Below are 20,987 nucleotides of genomic sequence, written 5' to 3' on the forward strand. Positions count from 1 at the left end.
GGGGCATGCCTCTCTCCGAATCTACCGACAACGATCCAGCCATTGATTTTTCTACAACTTTCCAAAAAACACACGCAATTTACAGCCCTTCGCGAGTATTTCCACCACCAAACCTAGGATCGAAAAATATCTCATAAAACCACGAAGTGGATAACAACCAACTACTATCTCAAATAAACCGGATTGACATTTGATGCAACCATCAATTTTCGAGGCGCCTCGTTGCAACTATGCGATTCCATTTCCGCTCGCGTGTATCCAATTTACAACATGAGATCGGCCTACCGCCAAAGCTCGCCTCATGATGGCTATGCACGCGCGCCCCCACTGACGAATTTCCACATAGCACCGCTCGAGGGTTTTCGTGAATCCCACCCACTTCGCACACCGCCGCGCTGATCGCGATCGTCCTTGTCTTCGTTGCCGGTCATGCCGCCTTGTCGACACTTTTGGGCGATACCAGCGACTTGGCCTCTGCGTTTTACGCAGATGGTAACGGAGGGGGCGGACGGGTTGCGTCGATAGGGTGCCTGAGTTGGCCGACGTCACCGGATATCCCCGAGAGTCGCAGTCACCAGCTAGTGCGCACGTAACGGCATGGATGGAAGGCCCTGGGCGGGTGGCGGCATCTGAATTGACGGAAAATGCCTACACGAAGCCAGAAACGACAAAGGGCTACGAGACAGAATCTCGTAACCCTTTGACTTTATTGGTGCCGGCTGCAGGACTCGAACCCGCCACCTGATGATTACAAATCAACTGCTCTACCAGATGAGCTAAGCCGGCGTAAGCGCGAGATTCTACCTCATTTCACGATCTTGAGGCGAGGTCTGCTGCCGCCTTTCGAGCCGTCGCCGTCGGTTTTCGGCGGTTCGTCGGCACCTTCGGACGGCTCCTCGTTCGCGCCGCTGTCTGCCACCGGCGTCAGCGCAGCCGAAGACTCGTCGCGCTGCACATCATCCGCCTGCGCGGCTTCATCGTCGAACGTGCCCGAATCCTCACCTTCGCCCGCGACCGCATCGACCTGGAACGCCATCCCCTGCCCGTTCTCGCGCGCATAGATCGCGAGCACGTTGGCAACCGGAATCTCGATCTTGTGCGCCTTCCCGGAGAACCGGGCTGTGAACTCGATCCACTCGTTGCCCATCTGCAACTGGCTCGTCGCCTCGAAGCTGATGTTGAGCACGATCTCGCCGTCACGCACGAACTGACGCGGCACGCGCGTCGAGTTGTCGACCCTCACCGCGATATGCGGCGTGTAACCGTTATCGGTGCACCACTCGTACAACGCGCGCAGCAGATAAGGCTTCGTTGAAATCTCTTGCATCACAATCCTCGAACCCGGAGCGGGCGCGCGGCACGCCGCGCCGCCCGCTCCGTCTTGCCTTCATTGCATCATCAACGACGCATGACCTTTTCGGACGGCGTCAGTGCTTCGATATAGGCCGGACGGCTGAAGATCCGCTCCGCGTATTTCATCAGCGGCGCAGCGTTCTTCGACAGCTCGATGCCGTAGTGATCCAGACGCCACAGCAGCGGCGCGATCGCGACGTCGAGCATCGAGAACTCCTCGCCGAGCATGTACTTGTTCTTCACGAAGATCGGCGCGAGCTGCGTCAGGCGATCGCGGATCGCGAGGCGTGCCTTCTCGTGATTCTTCTCCGCTGCCTTGCCCTTCTCGTTCTCGAGCGTGCTGACGTGAACGAACAGCTCCTTCTCGAAGTTGAGCAGGAACAGGCGCGCGCGTGCGCGCTGCACGGGGTCGGCCGGCATCAGTTGCGGATGCGGGAAGCGCTCGTCGATGTACTCGTTGATGATGTTCGATTCGTACAGGATCAGGTCGCGCTCGACCAGGATCGGCACCTGACCGTACGGGTTCATCACCGAAATGTCTTCCGGCTTGTTGAACAGGTCGACGTCACGGATTTCGAAGTCCATGCCCTTCTCGAACAGCACCAGCCGGCAACGCTGGGAGAACGGGCAAGTTGTGCCGGAATACAGAACCATCATATTTGCGTTTCCTCAAAAAAGCCGAGGGCCGGCACGCGGCGAAACCCCTTTCACGGGTTCCGCGTTGCGCCGGCCCCACGCCGGTCAGGCGTGTTTACTTGATATCTTTCCAGTACGCGGCATTGAGCCGCCAGGCCAGGAAAGTCAGGACACCGAGAAAGACCAGCACCCACACGCCGAGGCGCTTGCGGGTCTGCTGGGCCGGCTCGGACATCCATGTCATATAGGCCACCAGGTCGGCAACCGCAGCGTCGTAGTCCGGCGACGACAGTGTCCCCGGCGTGACCTGCTGGAAGCCGACGAGCGTGTGGACCTTCTCGCCCGTCTCCTCGTCCGTCTTGTCTTCGAATTTGGCAATGCGCTGCCCCTGCAGTTGCCACAATACATGGGGCATGCCGACGTTCTCGAACACCGCGTTGTTCCAGCCGGTCGGCCGCGTATCGTCACGGTAGAAACTCCGCAGATACGTATACAGCCAGTCGCGGCCGCGCGCGCGCTCCACGACCGACAGGTCGGGCGGCGAGGTGCCGAGCCAGTTCTTCGCGTCTTCGGGCCGCATCGCGACGGACATCGTGTTCCCGACCTTGTCGGTCGTGAACAGGAGATTCGTTTCGATCTCCTTCTGGGATATGCCCAGATCCGTCAGACGGTTGTAGCGCATCAGGTTCGCGCTGTGGCAGTTCAGGCAATAGTTTACAAACAATTGCGCGCCGTGCTGAAGCGAAACGAGATTTTCCGTGTTATCGGGCGCCCGGTCGAGCGGAAAATTACCTTCCGCCCGCACGGCCGGCGCCGCCAGCAGCGCACACGCGGTCGCCCCGATCAGCGCGAGTGTCGAAAGCAGTTTCTTCATGTCGTTCTCTCCTCGCTCACATTAATGGGGCTTGAAGCGCACCCGCTCCGGCGGCTGCTTGAACGTGCCAAGCGGCGTCCAGACGGGCATGCCGAGGAAGAACGCGAAGTAGATCAGCGCGCAGGCCTGCGCGATCAGCGTCGCAGCCGGCGATGGCGGCCGCGTGCCGAGGAACGCGAGGGTCAGGAACGCCGCGACGAAGATCCCGAGGAACACCTTGTGGAACAGCGGCCGGTAGCGGATCGACTTCACCGGGCTGCGGTCGAGCCACGGCAGGAAGAACAGCGTGATCACCGCCGAGCCCATCACGACGACGCCCCAGAACTTCGACTCCGTCAGGTACATGAACACGACGATCGCCGCGGCCAGCACCGGCAGCCCGGCCTTCCACTTGCCGCGTGCGCGGATCAGCGCAAGCACGCCGAGCACCGCGATCACGATCATCAGCACGATCTTGAACGGGTCGGTGGTCGCGCGCAGCATCGCGTAGAACGCGGTGAAGTACCAGACCGGCGCGATCTCGGGCGGCGTCTGCAGCGGGTTCGCCGGGACGAAGTTGTTCGCCTCGAGGAAGTAGCCGCCCATCTCCGGCGAGAAGAACACGATCAGCGCGAACACCATCAGGAACACGCACACGCCGAGGAAATCGTGCACCGAGTAGTACGGATGGAACGGAATGCCGTCGAGCGGAATGCCGTTCTCATCCTTCTTCGCCTTGATCTCGATGCCGTCCGGATTATTCGACCCCACTTCGTGCAGCGCGACGAGGTGCGCGATCACGAGGCCGACCAGCACCAGCGGAATCGCGATCACGTGGAACGCGAAGAAGCGGTTCAGCGTGACGTCGGACACGACGTAGTCGCCGCGAATCCACAGCGACAGGTCCGGGCCGACGAACGGGATCGCCGAGAACAGGTTCACGATCACCTGCGCGCCCCAGAACGACATCTGGCCCCACGGCAGCAGATAGCCGAAGAACGCCTCGGCCATCAGGCACAGGAAGATCGCGCAGCCGAAGATCCACACGAGCTCGCGCGGCTTGCGGTACGACCCGTACAGCAGCCCGCGGAACATGTGCAGGTAGACGACCACGAAGAACATCGACGCACCGGTCGAGTGCATGTAGCGAATCAGCCAGCCCCACGGCACCTCGCGCATGATGTACTCGACCGACGCGAACGCGAGCGTCGAGTCGGGCTTGTAGTTCATCGTCAGGAAGATGCCCGTGACGATCTGGTTGACGAGCACGAGCAGCGCGAGGGAGCCGAAGAAGTACCAGAAGTTGAAGTTCTTCGGCGCGTAGTACTCGGAAACGTGCTTCTTCCACGTGGACGTGAGCGGGAAGCGCTGGTCGATCCAGCCGGTGAGACCTGTCGTGGAGACTTCCTTGTTGTCGGCGGCCATCACGCTTCTCCTTTCTCGTCCTTGCCGATCACGAGGGTCGTCGCCGACGTGAACATGTAGGGCGGGATGTCGAGATTCTGAGGCGCCGGCTTGTTCTTGAACACACGGCCGGCGAGGTCGTAGGTCGAACCGTGGCACGGGCACAGGAAACCGCCCGGCCAGTCGTCCGGCAGGTTCGGCTGCGGCCCCGGCGTGAAGCGTTGGCTAGGCGTGCAGCCGAGGTGCGTACATACGGCCATCACGACGAGAATGTTCTTGCGATCGGTCCGCGCGCGATATTCGTTCGCGCAATACGCGGGCAACGGCATCGAATACGGGGACTTCGTGGTCGGATCGGCCACTTCCTTGTCGGCCTTGACCACGTCGGCCAGCATCGAATCGGTGCGATTCAGGATCCAGACGGGCTTGCCGCGCCACGGCACGGTGACCATCTCGCCGGGCTTCAGGCTGCTGATGTCGACCTCGACCGGTGCACCGGCCGCTTTCGCTTTCGCGGACGGCGCAAGCGACGCCGCGAAAGGTATGACGGTGGCTACGCCTCCCACGCCACCTGCTACGGATGTCGCAATCAGCCAGGTACGGCGGCCGCTGTCGACGCGTTTCTCTTCCTTGTCTCGCATCACACGCCCCACTTCTGAGTTGGATTTTCCGTCACGACTTTCCATTCCGCCGCTAGTTTGCTCGAATGGAGTCGTCATTTACAAGGCCCGGAGATGAAAATCCCTTCGAAGTGTTTGATAGTTAAGGGTTATCCCCCACTACCGGAGCGATTAAATCTTTTCTCTTTTAAGCGTCCGCTACATTTCTGAATTTCGATGCGCTGCCGCAAATCCGGCGTTCAGACCGGATTATGAATATCGATAAAAAGGTGTTCGAGATCGAATTCTTCCGACAAGTGGGCGCCAAGCGCCTGGATTCCGTAACGTTCGGTCGCATGGTGCCCTGCCGCAACGAACGCGACACCGCTTTCGGCGGCCGTGTGCGTCACGTATTCGGACACCTCGCCCGTCAGGAACACGTCCGCCCCGGCGTCGATCGCCGCGTCGAAATAGCTCTGCGCGGCGCCCGTGCACCACGCGATGCGGCGCAATTGCAGGTCCGGATCGCCGAACACGAGCGGCGTGCGGCCGAGCGTGCGCTCGACCTTCGCGACGAAGTGCTCGAGCGTGACGGGCATCGGCAGCGTCGCCATCCAGCCGAGGTCGCCGTCGCCGAAACGCTGCTCGCCGATCAGCCCGAGCTTCTCGCCGAGCTGCGCGTTGTTGCCGAATTCGGGATGCGCGTCGAGCGGCAGGTGGAACGCGAACAGGTTCAGGTCGTTCGCGAGCAGCAGCTTCAGGCGCTGGTACTTGCGGCCCGTGATCTGCGGCGCCTCATTGCGCCAGAAATAGCCGTGATGGACGAGCACGGCATCTGCCCCCCATTCGAGCGCGGCTTCGAGGAACGCGAGCGACGCCGTCACGCCGGTGGCGATCTTCTCGATCTTGCGGCGCCCCTCGACCTGGAGACCGTTCGGGCAATAGTCCTTGAAGCGCGCGGTTTCAAGGGTATTGTTCAAGTACAATTCAAGTTCGATCCGATCCATATAAACCTCTAATCCATTCAGATGCTTAGACGCTTCTGGCTGTTCTTCGCGCAGGCGGTTACCGTGCTGCTCGCGCTGATGTTCATCGTCGTGACGCTCAAGCCGCAATGGCTGCAACGGCAAGGACAGCTCGGCAAGCAGCTCGCGACGCCGATCGTTGCGCTGCGGGAAGTCGCGCCGGGCATCGGCGGCGCGCCGGCGACCACGTCGTACGCCGAAGCCGCGCAGAAGGCGATGCCGGCCGTCGTCAACGTATTCTCCAGCAAGGACGGCTCGCTGCCGCCCGACCCGCGCGCGAAAGATCCGCTGTTCCGCTACTTCTTCGGCGACCGCAACGCCCGCAAGCAGCAGGACGAACCGGCAGCCAACCTCGGCTCGGGCGTTATCGTGAGCCCTGAAGGTTACATTCTAACGAACCAGCACGTCGTGGACGGCGCCGACCAGATCGAGGTCGCGCTCGCCGACGGGCGCACGGCCACCGCGAAGGTGATCGGCAGCGATCCCGAGACCGACCTCGCCGTGCTGAAGATCAACATGACGAACCTGCCGACGATCACGCTCGGCCGCTCCGACCAGTCGCGGGTCGGCGACGTCGTGCTCGCGATCGGCAACCCGTTCGGCGTCGGCCAGACGGTTACGATGGGGATCATCAGCGCGCTCGGCCGCAACCACCTCGGCATCAACACGTTCGAGAACTTCATCCAGACCGACGCACCGATCAACCCCGGCAACTCGGGCGGCGCGCTGGTCGACGTGAACGGCAACCTGCTCGGCATCAACACGGCGATCTACTCGCGCTCGGGCGGCTCGCTCGGCATCGGCTTCGCGATTCCGGTATCGACTGCGCGCACCGTGCTCGAAAGCATCATCACGACGGGTTCGGTCACGCGCGGCTGGATCGGCGTCGAGCCGCAGGACGTCACGCCGGAGATCGCCGAGTCGTTCGGGCTCCAGCAGAAATCGGGCGCGATCGTCGCGGGCGTGCTGCAGGGCGGCCCGGCCGACAAGGCCGGCATCAAGCCGGGCGACATCCTGGTCACGGTCAACGGCGAGGAAATCACCGATACGACGAAGCTGCTGAACGTCGTCGCGCAGATCAAGCCGGGCACGCCGACCAAGGTGCACGTCGTGCGCAAGGGCAAGGAGTTCGACGTGAACGTCGTGATCGGCAAGCGCCCGCCGCCGCCGAAGCAGGCGCTCGACGAACAGGACAGCGATACCGAATGACGTTCGGCGGGCGGCGCGTCGACGCGTGCCGCCCGCCAACGGAAATGAAAAAAGGGCAGCCGGTGGCTGCCCTTTTGCTTTGCATCGAAGACCTTGTTGCCGCGGACATGGCTTCAACGCCCGCTTTCCCGCCCACAACGCCACCGGACCGCACAGGCATGGCCGGAAGAAGGCCACCCGCCGCGCGCTGCCCGGCGCACCGTCGTCAACTCGCGGCTTCGCCGTTCTCCGCCTCGCCCTCTTCGGCCCGCTTTTTCGGTACGAAGAACCGCGCGGCCAGGATCCCGGCCTCGTACAGCACGATCAGCGGCAGCGCGAGCATCAGTTGCGAGAACACGTCCGGCGGTGTGACGACCGCGGCGACGACGAACGCGCCGACGATCACGTACGGCCGGATCTCCTTCAGCTTCTTCACCGTCAGCACGCCCATCCGGACGAGCAGCACGACGACGATCGGCACCTCGAACGTGACCCCGAACGCGATGAACATCCCGAGCACGAAGCTCAGGTAGTTGTCGATGTCGGTCGTCATCTCGGCGCCGAGCGGCGCGTTGTAGTGCGCCATCACGCGGAAGATCGTCGGGAACACGAAGAAGTACGCGAACGCCATCCCGCACAGGAACAGGAAGTAGCTGCTGCCGACGAGCGGCACGACGAGCTTCTTCTCGTGCTGGTACAGCCCCGGCGCGACGAACGCCCAGATCTGGTACAGCACGACCGGCAGCGCGATCACGAGCGCGACGAGCATCGTGACCTTCATCGGCACGAAGAACGAGCCGGTGACGTCGGTGACGATCATCTTGCCGTCCTTCGGCAGGTTCTGCATCAGCGGCCGCGCGAGCAGCTTGAAGATGTCGGGCGCCCAGTAGACGAGCCCGAGGAACACGACGATCACGGCCAGCCCCGCGCGAATGATGCGATCGCGAAGCTCGACGAGATGGGAAATGAAGGTTTCTTCCGGGGCGTCGCCCGGGTTCTGCTGGGGGTCGCTCACACCGGCCCTCGGTAGGATTGACGAGCGAGCATGCGCTCGACTCAGAAGAAGCGCGTCGGCCGGCGCAGGCTGGCCGGCTGGTGGCGCGCGACACGCGCGGCGCCCGACTGCACGTGCGTGCGGCGGGTGATCGCGCGCTTGTACCAGACAGGCGTCGCCGCCTGCTTGACACGCCAGTTGCGGCGCTTCGGCGCGAGCGCGGCCGTACTGCCGCGCCACGACGGCGCCGCCGGCGTATCGGAACCGTACGACCCGGCATCGCCGGAAGCGTCGTTAAGACCGCCGACCGCGGAATGCCACGTGTCGTTCAGTTCCTTCTCGTGCTCGCGCAGGTTGTCGTGAATCGTCGTCTCGACATTGCGCGCGGCCGACTCGAAATCGGTCTTCATCGTCCGCAGCGCGTCGAGTTCGATTTCGCGCGAGACCTCGGCCTTCACGTCGTTGATGTACCGCTGCGCGCGGCCGAACAATGCGCCTGCCGTACGCGCGACGCGCGGCAGGCGCTCGGGGCCGAGCACCACGAGCGCGACGACGCCGATCAGCGCCATCTTCGTAAGACCGAGATCCAGCATCGCGAATGCCTGTCAGCGTGCCGGCGTTACGCCTTGTTCGAATCGGAACGCGTCGTTTCCTTCGCGTTGACGTCGACCGAGCCCGAGCGCGGCAGTTGCTGCGCGTCGGCCGGCGTTTCGCCTTCCTTCATGCCGTCCTTGAAGCCCTTAACCGCGCTGCCGAGATCGTTGCCGATGTTGCGCAGCTTCTTCGTACCGAAAACCAGCGCGACGATCAGCAGCACGATCAGCCAGTGCCAAATGCTCAATCCACCCATGATGAAACCTCTCCTCAACCACGCCGCTGCGCGGCGCAAATCGCCGGCGACGCGCCGGCTTCGACTATCGATGCGGGGAAAACGCCCCGCGCCGTCAACCCATCCGATGCCACGGACGCGGGCCGGCCAGGATATGCGCGTGCAGGTGGTAAACCTCCTGCCCGCCGCCGGGGCCCGTGTTGATCACCGTGCGAAAACCGGTTTCGCCTCCCGTATACGCGACGCCGAGCTGGTCGGCGAGGCGCGCGACGAACAACATCAGCCGGCCGAGCATCGGCGCATCGCCGTCGCTCACCGCCGACAGCGTCGGCAGGTGCCGGCGCGGAATCACGAGCACGTGCGTCTCGGCCGCCGGGCGGATGTCGCGGAACGCGACGAATTCGTCGTCCTCGTGCACCTTCGTGCTCGGGATCTCGCCTGCCGCGATCTTGCAGAACAGGCAATTCGGATCGTGACTCATGTTGCTCCTGCGAAACGCCCGCCGCGGCCGGTCAGAACCACGACTGCGGATCGAGCGTCTTGTTGTCGTTCAGGTACAGCCAACCTTTGATGATACGGTACAGCGTCCAAATCCATGTGACAAACATCACTGCGAATCCGACCACCACGAACGCCAGTGCGAACCCGATCACATAGGCGATCAGCGCGCGCCAGAACGTGCGGATCTGCCACTCGAAGTGATCGGCGTACGGCGTGCCGGCCACATCGCCGCGCTTCACGTAGTTGATGATGATCGCGATGATGCCCGTGACGCCGCCCGTCAGCCAATGAAACGCATAGAGGCCATAGAGCACGTGAGTCAGCGTGCGCAACCCGTTCAGGCGTTCGGCGTCCGCGGCCCCCGGCACCGACGGCGGCGGAAACTGGCTTGGTGTGTCGGTCATGATGCTACCCCCGTTAGATGACAATTCTTACAGCTTACCGCACTGTCGCCACCGCGGCGGGCCGATGCGTGTCACCCGCCGTTTTCCTCGCGCTCGCGGCGCTTGCGCAGCGCCTTCTCCTCGATGCCCGACAACCCTTCGCGGCGCTCGAGTTCGGCGATCACGTCGGCCGGGCTCAGGTCGAAGTGCGACAGCATCACGAGGCAGTGGAACCACAGGTCGGCCACCTCGCCGACGAGCGCGGTCGGCGCGCCGCCCTGGCGCACGTCTTTCGCGGCCAGCACGACTTCCGTCGCCTCTTCGCCGATTTTCTTCAGCACCGCGTCGTCGCCCTTGTGGAACAGGCGCGATACGTACGATTGATCGGGGTCGCCGCCCTTGCGGCTATCGATCACGGCCGCGAGGCGCAGCAGCGTGTCTTCGGTCGATTGCGTCATTTGTAGATGTGTTCGGGATCTTTCAGCACCGGTTCGACCGCGACCCAGTCGCCGTCGTCGACGGTGCCCTCGAATTTCTGGAAGAAGCACGAATGCCGGCCGGTGTGGCACGCGATGCCCGACACCTGCTCGACCTTCAGCAGCACGACGTCCTCGTCGCAGTCGAGCCGCACCTCGTGCACGTGCTGCACGTGGCCCGACTCCTCGCCCTTGAACCACAGGCGCTTGCGCGAGCGCGAATAGTAGACCGCGCGCTGCGTCTCGATCGTCTTCGCCAGCGCCTCGCGGTTCATCCACGCGAACATCAGCACGTCGTTCGTCGATGCTTCCTGTGCGATCACCGGCACGAGGCCGTGGTCGTCCCAGCGGACCTTGTCGAGCCACGCGGGCAGGGATTTCGTTTCCGTATTCATCACAGCCTCACCGGAATGCCCTGGTCGGCCATGAAGCGCTTCGCCTCGCCGACCGTGTGCTCGCCGTAGTGGAAGATGCTCGCGGCCAGCACCGCGTCGGCACGGCCGTCCTTGATGCCGTCCGCGAGATCCTGCAGCGAGCCGACGCCGCCCGATGCGATCACAGGCACCGGCACCGCGTCCGACACGCCGCGCGTGAGCGCGAGGTCGAAACCCGATTTCGTGCCGTCGCGGTCCATGCTCGTGAGCAGGATCTCGCCCGCGCCGAGCTCGGCCATCTTGCGCGCCCATTCGATCGCGTCGAGGCCCGTGCCCTTGCGGCCGCCGTGCGTGAACACTTCCCAGCGCGGCGTCTCGCCGTCGGCCGATACGCGCTTCGCGTCGATCGCGACGACGATGCACTGCGAGCCGTACTTGTCGGCCGCGTCGCGCACGAGTTGCGGGTTCGCGACCGCCGACGAATTCATGCTGACCTTGTCCGCGCCCGCATTCAGCAGGCGCCGCACGTCCTCGACGGCGCGCACGCCGCCGCCGACGGTCAGCGGAATGAACACCTGCGACGCCACCGCCTCGATGATCGGCAGGATCAGGTCGCGCTGGTCGGACGTCGCGGTGATGTCGAGGAACGTCAGTTCGTCGGCGCCCTGGTCGTCGTAACGGCGGGCGATTTCGACGGGGTCGCCCGCGTCGCGCAGCTCGACGAAATTGACGCCCTTGACGACACGCCCGGCGGTCACGTCCAGGCAGGGGATGATGCGTTTAGCTAGAGCCATGATGTTGCGCCAAATGCCGCGATGGGACGGCCGGTTACGGAAGCCTCGCGCGAGGCTTCCGGTCGGGGCCGCCCTGCGGGCAGCCCCGGCGAACGGGACAACCGCGCTTACGCGTTGTCGAGCTCGCCGTTCAGTTCGTCCGCGCGCTTTTGCGCGGCCGCGAAATCGAGATCGCCGGAGTAGATCGCACGGCCGCAGATCACGCCTTCGACGCCGTGCTCTTCCACTTCGCACAGGTTCTCGATGTCCGTGAGGTTCGACAGGCCGCCGCTCGCGATCACCGGAATGCCGACCGCCTGCGCAAGCTTCACGGTCGCCTCGATGTTGATGCCCTGCAGCATCCCGTCGCGGCCGATGTCCGTGTAGACGATCGACTCGACGCCGTAGTCCTCGAACTTCTGCGCGAGATCGATCACTTCGTGGCCCGTCAGCTTGCTCCAGCCGTCGGTCGCGACCTTGCCGTCCTTCGCATCCAGCCCGACGATGATGTTGCCGGCGAACGCGGTGCATGCGTCCTGCAGGAAGCCCGGATCCTTCACGGCCGCCGTGCCGATGATCACGTAGGACAGGCCCGCGTCGAGATACTTCTCGATCGTCTCGAGGCTGCGGATGCCGCCGCCGAGCTGTACGGGGATTTCATCGCCGACTTCGTCGAGGATCGCTTCGATCGCCTCGAGATTCTTCGGCTTGCCGGCGAACGCGCCGTTCAGGTCGACCAGATGGAGCCGCCGGGCGCCGAGATCGACCCATTTGCGGGCCATCGCCGCCGGGTCCTCGGAGAAAATCGTGGCCTGGTCCATATCGCCCTGTTTCAGGCGCACACACTGACCGTCTTTGAGATCGATGGCCGGAATCAGCAACATAGCAATCGGGTATCGTCGTGGAGGAAGAAAAGAATCCGGCGCGTACCGGCCAATCCGGTACCGCGCCGTCTCGCTAGTTTAGTACAACTCTTTCGGCGCTTAGGCGCGCGAGCCCCGCAAGACGGGCCTCTCCGGCCCGCCGATTGTGGCACGCACGCGACGTTCACGGTTTCCAGTGTACGAAGTTGCGATACAGACGCAACCCGACCTCGGCGCTTTTCTCGGGGTGAAATTGGGTCGCGAAGAGGTTATCCCGCGCGACCGCGGACGTAAACGGCGCACCGTAGGCCGTTTCGCCGACCGTATGCGCCGGGTTGTCCGGCGTCACGTAATAGCTGTGCACGAAGTAGAAATACGCGTCGTCGGGCACGCCGTCCCACAGCGGGTGCGGCTGCGTCTGACGCACGCGGTTCCAGCCCATCTGCGGCACCTTGAAGCGCGAGCCGTCGTCCTGCAGCCGGCCGTCGAGTTCGAAGCGCACGACCTTGCCCGGCAGCAGGCCGAGGCCCTTCGTGTCGCCCTCCGCGCTCCAGTCGAACAGCATCTGCTCGCCGACGCACACGCCGAGCAGCGGCTTCGTGCGCGACGCCTCGATCACGGCCTCCTGCAGGCCCGATTCGCCGAGGCAGCGCATGCAGTCGGGCATCGCGCCCTGGCCGGGCAGCACGACGCGGTCGGCCGCGCGAATCGCGGCCGGCGTGTCGACGATCGCCACGTCGGCGGCCGGTTCGGCCTTCTTGAGCGCCTGCGCGACCGAGCGCAGGTTACCCATCCCATAATCCACAATCGCAATCGAAGTTTTCATCTCAGTGCAGGCAGTAGCGCCCTCAGTCCATTGACGATGAATTCCACCGCCAGCGCCGACAGCATCAGACCCATCAGCCGCGTGGCGATGTTGATGCCCGTGCGGCCGATCCAGTTCGCGATCGGCTCGGCGAGCCGCATCGCGACGAAACACAGCAAAGCCAGGACCGCGCCGATCGCAATCAGCCCCGCCCGCTCATACCAGTGACGCGAGTTCGCCGCATAGATGATCACCGTGCTGATCGAGCCGGGGCCCGTGAGCAGCGGAATCGCCAGCGGCACGACCGCGATGTTGTCCTTCAGCTCGGCCTCGTGGCGCTCCTCCGGCGTCGATCGCGTGTTGCCGATCTGCGCGTTCAGCATGTTGATCGCCATCAGCAGCATGATGATCCCGCCGCCCACTTCGAGCGAGCCGACCGAAATGCCGAAGAAGTCGATGATCTGCTGCCCGAGCAGCGTCGTCACCGTCATCACGCAGAACACCGACACCGACGCGATCCGGATCGTGCGGCGCCGCTCGATGTCCGTCTGCTGCGCCGTCAGGCTCAGGAAGAACGGCACCGCGCCGATCGGATTGATCAGCGCAAGCAGCGAAATGAACGATTTGAGCAGATCCATCGCAAGCCGGCGCGCGCGCCGAAGCCGTGAGGTTGTCCTTGGCGTCCGTCCGTTCGGAAGTTCAGAGGCTGCCCTTCGTCGACGGGATCTGCCCCGCCGCACGCTCGTCCAGCTCCACCGCCGCGCGCAGCGCACGGCCGAAAGCCTTGAACACCGTCTCGAGCTGATGGTGCGCGTTGATCCCGCGCAGGTTGTCGATGTGCAGCGTGACGCCCGCGTGGTTCACGAAACCGCGGAAGAATTCGATCGACAGGTCGACGTCGAACGTACCGATCCGCGCACGCGTGAACGGCACGTGGAATTCGAGGCCCGGCCGGCCCGAGAAGTCGATCACGACGCGCGACAGCGCCTCGTCGAGCGGCACGTACGAATGGCCGTAGCGGCGAATGCCCTTGCGGTCGCCGATCGCCTTCGCGACGGCCTGCCCGAGCGTGATGCCGACATCCTCGACCGTGTGGTGGTCGTCGATATGCGTGTCGCCATGCGCTTCGACCTCGAGATCGACCAGACCGTGTCGCGCGATCTGGTCGAGCATATGGTCGAGAAACGGCACGCCGGTGGCCAGCTTCTGCCGGCCGGTGCCGTCGAGATCGAGCTTCACACGGATCTGCGTTTCGCTGGTATTGCGAACGACTTCCGCCACACGCATGGCAATTCCTTGATTGAGTCTGATGTAAATGGGGATTGATCGTCGCGCGCCGCCGCGCCCTGGGCTCAACCGGGCAGCGCGAGTTTCAAAGCGGCCAGCAGGCGGGCGTTTTCGTCGGGAGAACCGACGGTCAGCCGCACGCATTCGGCCAGTAACGGATGCATTTTACTCACGTTTTTGACCAGCACCCGCTCGGTGAGCAGCGCGTCGAACACGGCGGCCGCGTCCGGCACGCGCACCAGCAGGAAATTGCCGGCGCTCGGGAACACCGTCGCGCCCGGCAGCGCGGCCACGGCCTGCGCGAGGCGCGTGCGTTCCGCGCGCAGTTCGGCCGCCTGCGCGTCGAGCACGTCGAGGTGGTCGAGCAGGAAATCGGCGGTCGCCTGGGTCAGCACGTTGATGTTGTAAGGCGGGCGCACCTTGTCGAATTCGGTCAGCCACGCGTGCCGCCCGACGAGATAGCCGAGGCGGATGCCCGCGAGGCCGAGCTTCGACACCGTGCGCATCACGACGACGTTGTCGAATTCGGCGGCGCGCGGCAGCCACGAGCGCTCGGCGAACGGCTGATACGCCTCGTCGATCACGATCAGGCTGTGCCGCGCGGCCGCGACGATCCGCTCGACGTCGGCATCGTCGTACAGCGTGCCGGTCGGGTTGTTCGGGTACGCGAGATAGACGATCGCCGGGCGGTGCTCGGCGATCGCCGCGAGCATCGCGTCGACGTCGAGCGTCAGGTCGGCCTTCAGCGGCACGCCGACGAATTCGAGCTGCGCGAGCTTCGCGGACAGTTCATACATCACGAAGCCCGGCACCGGCGCGAGCACCTTCGCGCCCGGCTGCGCGCACGCGACCGAGATCATGCTGATGATTTCGTCCGACCCGTTGCCGAGCAGCACTTCGCATGCGGCCGGCACGCCCATCGCGTGGCGCAGCTTGTCGAGCAGCGCGGCCGGGCGCGGCGCCGGGTAGCGGTTCAGCGCGACCTGCGCGAGACGCTCGCCGAGCGCCGCAGCGAGCGGTTCGGGCAGCGGATACGGGTTCTCCATCGCGTCGAGCTTCACGAATCCGCTCGCGTCCGGCACCGGGTAGCTCGTCATCGCGAGCACGTCGCGGCGGATGATGTCTTGTGGCGTCGTCATGGTTTCAAGCCGGCGTGCGTCGCGCCGGCATCAAATGGTCGGCAAGGCGGCGGCTGCCGCCCTGCGCTGCGTCTCCTCAACCGGGGGCGGCGCGTCGGCGCCCGCCCCGGCCCCGCGCAGAGCGCGCGGGTTACCCCTTCATCCGGAACTCGGCGCTCTTCGCGTGCGCCTGCAGCCCTTCGCCGTACGCGAGTTCGGACGCGATCTCGCCGAGCGTCTGCGCGCCTTCGGCGCTGACCTCGATCAGGCTCGAGCGCTTGATGAAGTCGTACACGCCGAGCGGCGACGAGAAGCGCGCGGTGCGCGACGTCGGCAGCACGTGGTTCGGGCCCGCGCAGTAGTCGCCGAGGCTCTCGCTCGTGTAGCGGCCGAGGAAGATCGCGCCCGCGTGGCGGATCTGCTGGCCCCATTGCTGCGGTTCCAGCGCCGAGATTTCCAGGTGCTCGGGCGCGATGTCGTTCGCGATCCGGCATGCCTCGGCCATGTCGCGCACCTTGATCAGCGCGCCGCGGCCTTCGAGCGACGCGCGAATCACGTCCTGGCGCGGCATCGACGGCAGCAGCTCGTTGATCGCCTTCTCGACGCGCTCGAGGAACGCGGCGTCCGGGCACAGCAGGATCGACTGCGCGAGTTCGTCGTGCTCGGCCTGCGAAAACAGGTCCATCGCGACCCAGTTCGGATCGGTCGTGCCGTCGCACAGCACGAGGATTTCCGACGGCCCCGCGATCATGTCGATGCCGACCGTGCCGAATACGCGGCGCTTCGCCGACGCGACGTACGCATTGCCGGGCCCGCAGATCTTGTCGACGGGCGGCACCGTTGCCGTGCCGTACGCGAGCGCGCCGACCGCCTGCGCGCCGCCGATCGTGAACACGCGATCGACGCCGCCGAGCAGCGCCGCGGCGAGCACGAGGTCGTTCTTCACGCCATCCGGCGTCGGCACGACCATCACGATCTCGCCGACGCCCGCGACGCGCGCGGGAATCGCGTTCATCAGCACCGACGACGGATACGCGGCCTTTCCGCCCGGCACGTACAGGCCGACGCGGTCGAGCGGCGTGACCTTCTGGCCGAGCACCGTGCCGTCGCTTTCCGTGTATTGCCAGCTATGCGTGCCGCACTCGATCTTCTGCTTCTCGTGGTACGCGCGCACGCGCGCCGCGGCCGCTTCCAGCGCCGCGCGCGCCTTCGGCGCGAGGCCGTCGAGCGCCGTCTGCAGTTCATCCTGCGGCAGTTCGAGCGCGGCGACGCTGTCCGCGTTCAGCCGGTCGAAACGGTTCGTATACTCGAGCACCGCGGCGTCGCCGCGCGATTTCACGTCGGCTAGAATCTGCGCGACCGATTGCTCGATCGCCTCGTCTTCGCTCGCTTCGAATGCGAGCACCGCACGCAGCGCGGCGTCGAAGCCGTCGCTCGTCGAATCGAGTTTGCGGATGGTGATGGCCATGGGAGTTCCGTTACGGTGATGCGCTCAACCGCCATTCTGCGACGCGCGTTCGAACGCGTCGAGGATCGGCTTGAGCGCAGCGCGCTTCAACTTCAGCGCAGCCTGGTTCACGACGAGGCGCGACGAGATCGCCATGATCTCCTCGACCTCGACCAGATTGTTCGCCTTCAGCGTGCCGCCCGAGCTGACGAGGTCGACGATCGCGTCGGCCAGGCCGACCAGCGGCGCGAGTTCCATCGAGCCGTACAGCTTGATCAGGTCGACGTGCACGCCCTTCGCCGCGAAATGCTCGCGTGCGGTTTCGACGTACTTCGTCGCGACCCGCAGGCGCGCGCCCTGGCGCACCGCGTTCGCATAGTCGAAGCCGGCCGGCACGGCCACCGACATCCGGCAGCGCGCAATGTTCAGATCGATCGGCTGGTACAGGCCCGAGCCGCCGTGCTCGACCAGCACGTCCTTGCCGGCCACGCCGAAATCGGCCGCGCCGTATTCGACATAGGTCGGCACGTCGCTCGCGCGCACGATGATCACGCGCAGGTTCGGGTCGGTCGTCGGCAGGATCAGCTTGCGCGACGTTTCCGGATCCTCGGCCACCTGCACGCCGGCTGCGGCGAGCAGCGGCAGGGTTTCCTCGAAAATCCGGCCCTTCGACAGGGCGAGGGTCAGCGGCACGCTCATGCTTGGCTCCCGGAGAGGCGGCGCACGTTCGCGCCGACGGCGGTCAGTTTGGCTTCCATGCGGTCGTAACCGCGGTCCAGGTGATAGATGCGGTCGACGATCGTTTCGCCGTCGGCACGCAGCCCGGCGATCACGAGGCTCGCCGACGCGCGCAGGTCGGTCGCCATCACGTTCGCGCCCGACAGTTTCTCGACGCCCGTCACGAGCGCGGTGTTGCCGTCGATCGTGATGTTCGCGCCGAGCCGGTTCAGCTCCTGCACGTGCATGAAGCGGTTCTCGAAAATCGTCTCGACGACCTGCGCGGTGCCCGTCGCGACCGTATTGAGGGCCATGAACTGCGCCTGCATGTCGGTCGGGAACGCCGGGTATTCCGACGTGCGGATCGTCACCGCCGACGGCCGGCGGTCCATCTTCACGCGCAGCCAGCTGTCGCCTTCCTCGATCGATACGCCGGCTTCGCGCAGCTTGTCGATCACCGCGTCGAGGATATGCGGGCGCACGCCCGTCAGCATCACGTCGCCGCCCGCCGCCGCGACCGCGCACAGGAACGTGCCGGCCTCGATGCGGTCGGGAATCACCGAATGGCGCGCGCCGTGCAGGCGCTCGACGCCCTGGATCACGAGGCGATCGGTGCCGATGCCGTCGATTTTCGCGCCCATCCCGACCAGCAAGTGTGCGAGATCGCTCACTTCCGGTTCGCGGGCCGCGTTCTCGATCACCGTTTCGCCGTCCGCGAGCGTCGCGGCCATCAGCAGGTTTTCCGTCCCCGTCACCGTGATCATGTCGGTCACGATGCGCGCGCCCTTCAGGCGCTTCGCGCGCGCTTCGATGAAGCCGTGCTCGATGCTGATCTCGGCGCCCATCGCCTGCAGGCCCTTGATGTGCTGGTCGACCGGACGCGCGCCGATCGCGCAGCCGCCCGGCAGCGACACCTTCGCCTCGCCGAAGCGCGCGAGCAGCGGCCCGAGCACGAGGATCGACGCGCGCATCGTCTTCACGAGCTCGTACGGCGCCACGAGGTTGTCGACGCGCGACGCGTCGAGCTGCACGCGGCAGCCGTCGGTCTCGCTCTTCACGCCCATCTGGTTCAGCACCTTCAGCGTGGTGCGCACGTCCTTGAGGTTCGGCACGTTGTCGAGATCGACCGGATCGGCGGTGAGCAGCCCCGCGCACAGGATCGGCAGCGCGGCGTTCTTCGCGCCCGACACGACGATCTCGCCGGACAGGCGGCGGCCGCCTTCGATCGCGAGCTTGTCCATCCCATGTCCCTGCAATTCCCCGTTGGCGGCCGGGTGTGCCGTGGCGACGCTCTGGACGGCGTCGCGCTCGTTGACGGTGACTTGCACTCAGTGAATTCCGGTTATGCGTTCTGCCATTCGGCGGGCGTCAGCGTCTTCATGCTGAGCGCGTGGATTTCCTGCTTCATGCGATCGCCGAGCGCCGCATAGACGAGCTGGTGCCGCTGGATCGGCCGCTTGCCTTCGAAGGCCGCCGACACGATCGTCGCGAAGAAATGCTGGCCGTCGCCTTCGACTTCCAGATGCGTGCAGGCGAGGCCGCCGGCGATGTATTGCTTGACCTGTTCGGGAGTCGGCAACATGGTGTAAGGCTCCTGTCGGCGCGCGCCGCCCCGGGGCGGCTGCTGCCTGTCGATATCAATGACGCAGTTTGTAGCCGGTCGCGAGCAGCCGCATCGCGACCATCGCGAGCAGCACGAAGAAACCGGCAACGATCGCGAGGCTTGCGAACGGGTTGATGTCGGACGCGCCGAAGAACCCGAAGCGGAAGCCGTCGATCATGTAGAAAAACGGATTGAGACGCGAGATCTCGCGCCACACGGGCGGCAGCGAGTGCGTCGAATAGAACACGCCGGACAGGAACGTCAGCGGCATGATCAGGAAGTTCTGGAACGCGGCGAGCTGGTCGAACTTCTCGGCCCAGATCCCGGCGATCAAGCCGAGCGTGCCGAGGATCGCCGAGCCGAGCAGCGCGAACGCAATGATGAACAGCGGCGCCGCGAAATGCATCGGGATAAACCAGATCGTCACGACGAATACGCCCGCGCCGACCGCGAGCCCGCGCACGACGGACGCGAGCACGTACGCGCCGAAGATGTCGCGGTACGACAGCGGCGGCAGCAGCATGAACACCAGGTTGCCGGTGATCTTCGACTGGATCAGCGACGACGAGCTGTTCGCGAACGCGTTCTGCAGCACGCTCATCATCACGAGGCCCGGCACGAGAAAGCTCACGTACTCGACGCCCGGATACACCTCGACGCGGCCCGACAGCGCGTGGCCGAAGATCGTCAGATACAGCAGCGCCGTCACGATCGGCGCGCACACGGTCTGGAACGACACCTTCCAGAAGCGCAGCAGTTCCTTGTAGAACAGCGTTTGAAAACCGCTCATGCCAGACCCTCGATCACCTCGGCCCCGTTCATCACCTGGACGAACACATCCTCGAGGTCGGCCTTGCGGACCTCGATCTCGTCGAACGTGCAGCCCGCCGCGCGGCACTGCGCGAGGATGCGTTCGACATCGTCGTAGCTCGTGAGGCGCAGCAGGTGCTCGCCCGGCGCGCGTGCGGCCGGATCGGTCTCCAGCCCGCGCAGCTCGGCCGGCAGCGCGCCGGTCGCCAGGCGCAGGTAGAGCTGCAGCCCCGCGAAGCGGCGCAGCAGCGCGTCGGTGCGGTCGAGCGCGACCACTTCGCCACGGCGCAGCATCGCGATACGGTCGCACAGCGACTCGGCTTCCTCGAGGTAATGGGTGGTCAGCACGATCGTGTGACCCTCGCGGTTCAGGCGCGAGATGAATTTCCACAGCGTCTGGCGCAATTCGACGTCGACGCCGGCGGTCGGCTCGTCGAGCACGATCACCGGCGGCCGGTGCACGAGCGCCTGCGCGACGAGCACGCGGCGCTTCATCCCGCCCGACAGCGCGCGCATGTTCGCATCGGCCTTCTCGGTGAGGTCGAGATTGGCCATCACTTCGTCGATCCAGTCGTCGTTGCGACGCAGCCCGAAATAGCCGGACTGGATGCGCAGCGTCTCGCGGACGGTGAAGAACGGGTCGAAAACGAGTTCCTGCGGCACGACGCCGAGTGCGCGGCGCGCACCACGGAAGTCCTTGACGACGTCGTGGCCAAGCACCGAGATACTGCCTTCGTCGGCCCGGGCAAGCCCGGCGAGGATGCTGATGAGCGTGGTCTTGCCTGCGCCGTTGGGGCCGAGCAGACCGAAAAACTCGCCTTCCTCGACCGACAGGCTGACGCCCTTGAGCGCCTGAAGCGACTTGTAGCGCTTCTTGACGTGACGGATTTCTATGGCTGACATGACTGTGCGCGACGCAATGGCCGCGACGCCTATTCTGTGCTTGCTG

Annotated in this window: 26 protein-coding genes and 1 tRNA gene; 1 reads left to right on the forward strand and 26 read right to left on the reverse strand. The window is 65.0% G+C overall.

Translation table 11 applies throughout. The features are described 5' to 3' along the window. Positions 1 to 710 precede the first annotated feature (710 nt). The 7 genes from KVT39_RS28245 to KVT39_RS28275 form a co-directional block, all read right to left on the reverse strand. A tRNA-Thr gene (locus tag KVT39_RS28245) sits at positions 711 to 786 on the reverse strand. Positions 787 to 805: 19 nt separating this feature from the next. Then, positions 806 to 1,327, reverse strand: a complete 522-nt coding sequence (locus KVT39_RS28250; protein WP_175750208.1) for a ClpXP protease specificity-enhancing factor — start codon at positions 1,325 to 1,327, stop codon at positions 806 to 808. A 71-nt stretch (positions 1,328 to 1,398) separates the two neighbouring features. Beyond that, complete coding sequence (locus KVT39_RS28255) at positions 1,399 to 2,010, reverse strand: glutathione S-transferase N-terminal domain-containing protein (protein WP_006400565.1); 612 nt, start codon at positions 2,008 to 2,010, stop codon at positions 1,399 to 1,401. A gap of 94 nt (positions 2,011 to 2,104) precedes the next feature. Then, positions 2,105 to 2,863 carry a cytochrome c1 gene (locus KVT39_RS28260; RefSeq protein ID WP_105391627.1) on the reverse strand — a complete coding sequence of 253 codons (759 nt, stop codon included), beginning with the start codon at positions 2,861 to 2,863 and terminating at the stop codon, positions 2,105 to 2,107. A gap of 21 nt (positions 2,864 to 2,884) precedes the next feature. After that, the gene (locus tag KVT39_RS28265; RefSeq protein ID WP_111015465.1) at positions 2,885 to 4,267 is read right to left on the reverse strand and encodes a cytochrome bc complex cytochrome b subunit; all 1,383 of its coding nucleotides are present in this window, start codon (positions 4,265 to 4,267) and stop codon (positions 2,885 to 2,887) included. Further along, the gene (gene petA / locus KVT39_RS28270) at positions 4,267 to 4,887 is read right to left on the reverse strand and encodes a ubiquinol-cytochrome c reductase iron-sulfur subunit (RefSeq protein ID WP_034183663.1); all 621 of its coding nucleotides are present in this window, start codon (positions 4,885 to 4,887) and stop codon (positions 4,267 to 4,269) included. Before petA ends, KVT39_RS28265 begins: the two co-directional genes overlap by 1 nt. Positions 4,888 to 5,105: 218 nt before the next feature. Beyond that, on the reverse strand, positions 5,106 to 5,852 hold the full coding sequence (locus KVT39_RS28275) for a Nif3-like dinuclear metal center hexameric protein (RefSeq protein WP_034183662.1): 747 nt from the start codon (positions 5,850 to 5,852) through the stop codon (positions 5,106 to 5,108). A 21-nt stretch (positions 5,853 to 5,873) separates the two neighbouring features. Between KVT39_RS28275 and KVT39_RS28280 the strand changes: the two genes are divergently transcribed. Continuing rightward, the gene (locus tag KVT39_RS28280) at positions 5,874 to 7,079 is read left to right on the forward strand and encodes a S1C family serine protease (RefSeq protein WP_034183661.1); all 1,206 of its coding nucleotides are present in this window, start codon (positions 5,874 to 5,876) and stop codon (positions 7,077 to 7,079) included. A gap of 205 nt (positions 7,080 to 7,284) precedes the next feature. On the opposite strand, the gene tatC is transcribed toward KVT39_RS28280, so the two are convergent. The 19 genes from tatC to KVT39_RS28375 all read right to left on the reverse strand — a co-directional run bounded on the left by tatC (position 7,285) and on the right by KVT39_RS28375 (position 20,941). Then, positions 7,285 to 8,073, reverse strand: a complete 789-nt coding sequence (gene tatC, locus KVT39_RS28285) for a twin-arginine translocase subunit TatC (RefSeq protein ID WP_034183660.1) — start codon at positions 8,071 to 8,073, stop codon at positions 7,285 to 7,287. 41 nt (positions 8,074 to 8,114) lie between these two features. Next, complete coding sequence (gene tatB, locus KVT39_RS28290) at positions 8,115 to 8,645, reverse strand: Sec-independent protein translocase protein TatB (protein ID WP_034183659.1); 531 nt, start codon at positions 8,643 to 8,645, stop codon at positions 8,115 to 8,117. A gap of 26 nt (positions 8,646 to 8,671) precedes the next feature. Beyond that, on the reverse strand, positions 8,672 to 8,902 hold the full coding sequence (gene tatA / locus KVT39_RS28295) for a Sec-independent protein translocase subunit TatA (RefSeq protein WP_034183658.1): 231 nt from the start codon (positions 8,900 to 8,902) through the stop codon (positions 8,672 to 8,674). A gap of 94 nt (positions 8,903 to 8,996) precedes the next feature. Then, positions 8,997 to 9,362, reverse strand: coding sequence for a histidine triad nucleotide-binding protein (locus KVT39_RS28300; RefSeq protein WP_034183657.1), 366 nt, complete (start codon positions 9,360 to 9,362; stop codon positions 8,997 to 8,999). Between the two features lie 31 nt (positions 9,363 to 9,393). Continuing rightward, on the reverse strand, positions 9,394 to 9,786 hold the full coding sequence (locus tag KVT39_RS28305; RefSeq protein WP_217590714.1) for a hypothetical protein: 393 nt from the start codon (positions 9,784 to 9,786) through the stop codon (positions 9,394 to 9,396). 71 nt (positions 9,787 to 9,857) lie between these two features. After that, complete coding sequence (locus KVT39_RS28310) at positions 9,858 to 10,223, reverse strand: phosphoribosyl-ATP diphosphatase (protein ID WP_006485344.1); 366 nt, start codon at positions 10,221 to 10,223, stop codon at positions 9,858 to 9,860. Then, positions 10,220 to 10,636: a phosphoribosyl-AMP cyclohydrolase gene (hisI, locus tag KVT39_RS28315; RefSeq protein WP_105391630.1), complete on the reverse strand. Its 417-nt coding sequence runs from the start codon at positions 10,634 to 10,636 to the stop codon at positions 10,220 to 10,222. Before hisI ends, KVT39_RS28310 begins: the two co-directional genes overlap by 4 nt. Further along, positions 10,636 to 11,409 (reverse strand): imidazole glycerol phosphate synthase subunit HisF, encoded by a 774-nt coding sequence (gene hisF / locus KVT39_RS28320; protein WP_034183654.1) that lies wholly within the window; start codon positions 11,407 to 11,409, stop codon positions 10,636 to 10,638. Before hisF ends, hisI begins: the two co-directional genes overlap by 1 nt. Positions 11,410 to 11,516: 107 nt before the next feature. Then, complete coding sequence (gene hisA, locus KVT39_RS28325) at positions 11,517 to 12,272, reverse strand: 1-(5-phosphoribosyl)-5-[(5-phosphoribosylamino)methylideneamino]imidazole-4-carboxamide isomerase (RefSeq protein ID WP_034183653.1); 756 nt, start codon at positions 12,270 to 12,272, stop codon at positions 11,517 to 11,519. 163 nt (positions 12,273 to 12,435) lie between these two features. Then, positions 12,436 to 13,077 (reverse strand): imidazole glycerol phosphate synthase subunit HisH, encoded by a 642-nt coding sequence (gene hisH / locus KVT39_RS28330; RefSeq protein ID WP_175750211.1) that lies wholly within the window; start codon positions 13,075 to 13,077, stop codon positions 12,436 to 12,438. Further along, positions 13,074 to 13,694: a MarC family protein gene (locus tag KVT39_RS28335; protein WP_034183651.1), complete on the reverse strand. Its 621-nt coding sequence runs from the start codon at positions 13,692 to 13,694 to the stop codon at positions 13,074 to 13,076. The genes hisH and KVT39_RS28335 overlap by 4 nt, the downstream gene beginning before the upstream one ends. A gap of 61 nt (positions 13,695 to 13,755) precedes the next feature. Beyond that, positions 13,756 to 14,343 (reverse strand): imidazoleglycerol-phosphate dehydratase HisB, encoded by a 588-nt coding sequence (gene hisB, locus KVT39_RS28340; RefSeq protein WP_011546606.1) that lies wholly within the window; start codon positions 14,341 to 14,343, stop codon positions 13,756 to 13,758. A gap of 65 nt (positions 14,344 to 14,408) precedes the next feature. Beyond that, complete coding sequence (hisC, locus tag KVT39_RS28345) at positions 14,409 to 15,482, reverse strand: histidinol-phosphate transaminase (RefSeq protein WP_217590715.1); 1,074 nt, start codon at positions 15,480 to 15,482, stop codon at positions 14,409 to 14,411. Between the two features lie 130 nt (positions 15,483 to 15,612). After that, positions 15,613 to 16,929 (reverse strand): histidinol dehydrogenase, encoded by a 1,317-nt coding sequence (hisD, locus tag KVT39_RS28350; protein ID WP_034183649.1) that lies wholly within the window; start codon positions 16,927 to 16,929, stop codon positions 15,613 to 15,615. 24 nt (positions 16,930 to 16,953) lie between these two features. Next, complete coding sequence (gene hisG, locus KVT39_RS28355; RefSeq protein ID WP_034183648.1) at positions 16,954 to 17,607, reverse strand: ATP phosphoribosyltransferase; 654 nt, start codon at positions 17,605 to 17,607, stop codon at positions 16,954 to 16,956. After that, positions 17,604 to 18,953: a UDP-N-acetylglucosamine 1-carboxyvinyltransferase gene (gene murA, locus KVT39_RS28360; protein WP_105391632.1), complete on the reverse strand. Its 1,350-nt coding sequence runs from the start codon at positions 18,951 to 18,953 to the stop codon at positions 17,604 to 17,606. The genes hisG and murA overlap by 4 nt, the downstream gene beginning before the upstream one ends. A gap of 14 nt (positions 18,954 to 18,967) precedes the next feature. Then, the gene (locus tag KVT39_RS28365; protein WP_006477131.1) at positions 18,968 to 19,207 is read right to left on the reverse strand and encodes a BolA family protein; all 240 of its coding nucleotides are present in this window, start codon (positions 19,205 to 19,207) and stop codon (positions 18,968 to 18,970) included. A gap of 55 nt (positions 19,208 to 19,262) precedes the next feature. After that, the gene (locus tag KVT39_RS28370; protein ID WP_105391633.1) at positions 19,263 to 20,018 is read right to left on the reverse strand and encodes an ABC transporter permease; all 756 of its coding nucleotides are present in this window, start codon (positions 20,016 to 20,018) and stop codon (positions 19,263 to 19,265) included. Next, complete coding sequence (locus KVT39_RS28375) at positions 20,015 to 20,941, reverse strand: ABC transporter ATP-binding protein (protein WP_034183645.1); 927 nt, start codon at positions 20,939 to 20,941, stop codon at positions 20,015 to 20,017. The genes KVT39_RS28370 and KVT39_RS28375 overlap by 4 nt, the downstream gene beginning before the upstream one ends. Positions 20,942 to 20,987: the final 46 nt, after the last annotated feature.

It is taken from the genome of Burkholderia sp. GbtcB21 (assembly GCF_019091065.1).
Classification (GTDB): Bacteria; Pseudomonadota; Gammaproteobacteria; order Burkholderiales; family Burkholderiaceae; genus Burkholderia; species Burkholderia pyrrocinia_C.

What these genes read in the sequence shown, in the direction of transcription:
- hisI (WP_105391630.1), bottom strand. Translation starts at nt 10,636, where the DNA reads ATGAATACGGAAACGAAATCCCTGCCCGCGTGGCTCGACAAGGTCCGC.
- KVT39_RS28370 (WP_105391633.1), bottom strand. Translation starts at nt 20,018, where the DNA reads ATGAGCGGTTTTCAAACGCTGTTCTACAAGGAACTGCTGCGCTTCTGG.
- KVT39_RS28255 (WP_006400565.1), bottom strand. Translation starts at nt 2,010, where the DNA reads ATGATGGTTCTGTATTCCGGCACAACTTGCCCGTTCTCCCAGCGTTGC.
- KVT39_RS28300 (WP_034183657.1), bottom strand. Translation starts at nt 9,362, where the DNA reads ATGAGTCACGATCCGAATTGCCTGTTCTGCAAGATCGCGGCAGGCGAG.
- KVT39_RS28365 (WP_006477131.1), bottom strand. Translation starts at nt 19,207, where the DNA reads ATGTTGCCGACTCCCGAACAGGTCAAGCAATACATCGCCGGCGGCCTC.
- KVT39_RS28375 (WP_034183645.1), bottom strand. Translation starts at nt 20,941, where the DNA reads ATGTCAGCCATAGAAATCCGTCACGTCAAGAAGCGCTACAAGTCGCTT.
- hisD (WP_034183649.1), bottom strand. Translation starts at nt 16,929, where the DNA reads ATGGCCATCACCATCCGCAAACTCGATTCGACGAGCGACGGCTTCGAC.
- hisB (WP_011546606.1), bottom strand. Translation starts at nt 14,343, where the DNA reads ATGCGTGTGGCGGAAGTCGTTCGCAATACCAGCGAAACGCAGATCCGT.
- KVT39_RS28265 (WP_111015465.1), bottom strand. Translation starts at nt 4,267, where the DNA reads ATGGCCGCCGACAACAAGGAAGTCTCCACGACAGGTCTCACCGGCTGG.
- hisH (WP_175750211.1), bottom strand. Translation starts at nt 13,077, where the DNA reads ATGAAAACTTCGATTGCGATTGTGGATTATGGGATGGGTAACCTGCGC.
- hisC (WP_217590715.1), bottom strand. Translation starts at nt 15,482, where the DNA reads ATGACGACGCCACAAGACATCATCCGCCGCGACGTGCTCGCGATGACG.
- KVT39_RS28260 (WP_105391627.1), bottom strand. Translation starts at nt 2,863, where the DNA reads ATGAAGAAACTGCTTTCGACACTCGCGCTGATCGGGGCGACCGCGTGT.
- hisF (WP_034183654.1), bottom strand. Translation starts at nt 11,409, where the DNA reads ATGGCTCTAGCTAAACGCATCATCCCCTGCCTGGACGTGACCGCCGGG.
- KVT39_RS28305 (WP_217590714.1), bottom strand. Translation starts at nt 9,786, where the DNA reads ATGACCGACACACCAAGCCAGTTTCCGCCGCCGTCGGTGCCGGGGGCC.
- KVT39_RS28275 (WP_034183662.1), bottom strand. Translation starts at nt 5,852, where the DNA reads ATGGATCGGATCGAACTTGAATTGTACTTGAACAATACCCTTGAAACC.
- hisA (WP_034183653.1), bottom strand. Translation starts at nt 12,272, where the DNA reads ATGTTGCTGATTCCGGCCATCGATCTCAAAGACGGTCAGTGTGTGCGC.
- KVT39_RS28310 (WP_006485344.1), bottom strand. Translation starts at nt 10,223, where the DNA reads ATGACGCAATCGACCGAAGACACGCTGCTGCGCCTCGCGGCCGTGATC.
- KVT39_RS28250 (WP_175750208.1), bottom strand. Translation starts at nt 1,327, where the DNA reads ATGCAAGAGATTTCAACGAAGCCTTATCTGCTGCGCGCGTTGTACGAG.
- tatA (WP_034183658.1), bottom strand. Translation starts at nt 8,902, where the DNA reads ATGGGTGGATTGAGCATTTGGCACTGGCTGATCGTGCTGCTGATCGTC.
- petA (WP_034183663.1), bottom strand. Translation starts at nt 4,887, where the DNA reads ATGCGAGACAAGGAAGAGAAACGCGTCGACAGCGGCCGCCGTACCTGG.
- hisG (WP_034183648.1), bottom strand. Translation starts at nt 17,607, where the DNA reads ATGAGCGTGCCGCTGACCCTCGCCCTGTCGAAGGGCCGGATTTTCGAG.
- KVT39_RS28335 (WP_034183651.1), bottom strand. Translation starts at nt 13,694, where the DNA reads ATGGATCTGCTCAAATCGTTCATTTCGCTGCTTGCGCTGATCAATCCG.
- tatB (WP_034183659.1), bottom strand. Translation starts at nt 8,645, where the DNA reads ATGCTGGATCTCGGTCTTACGAAGATGGCGCTGATCGGCGTCGTCGCG.
- KVT39_RS28280 (WP_034183661.1), top strand. Translation starts at nt 5,874, where the DNA reads ATGCTTAGACGCTTCTGGCTGTTCTTCGCGCAGGCGGTTACCGTGCTG.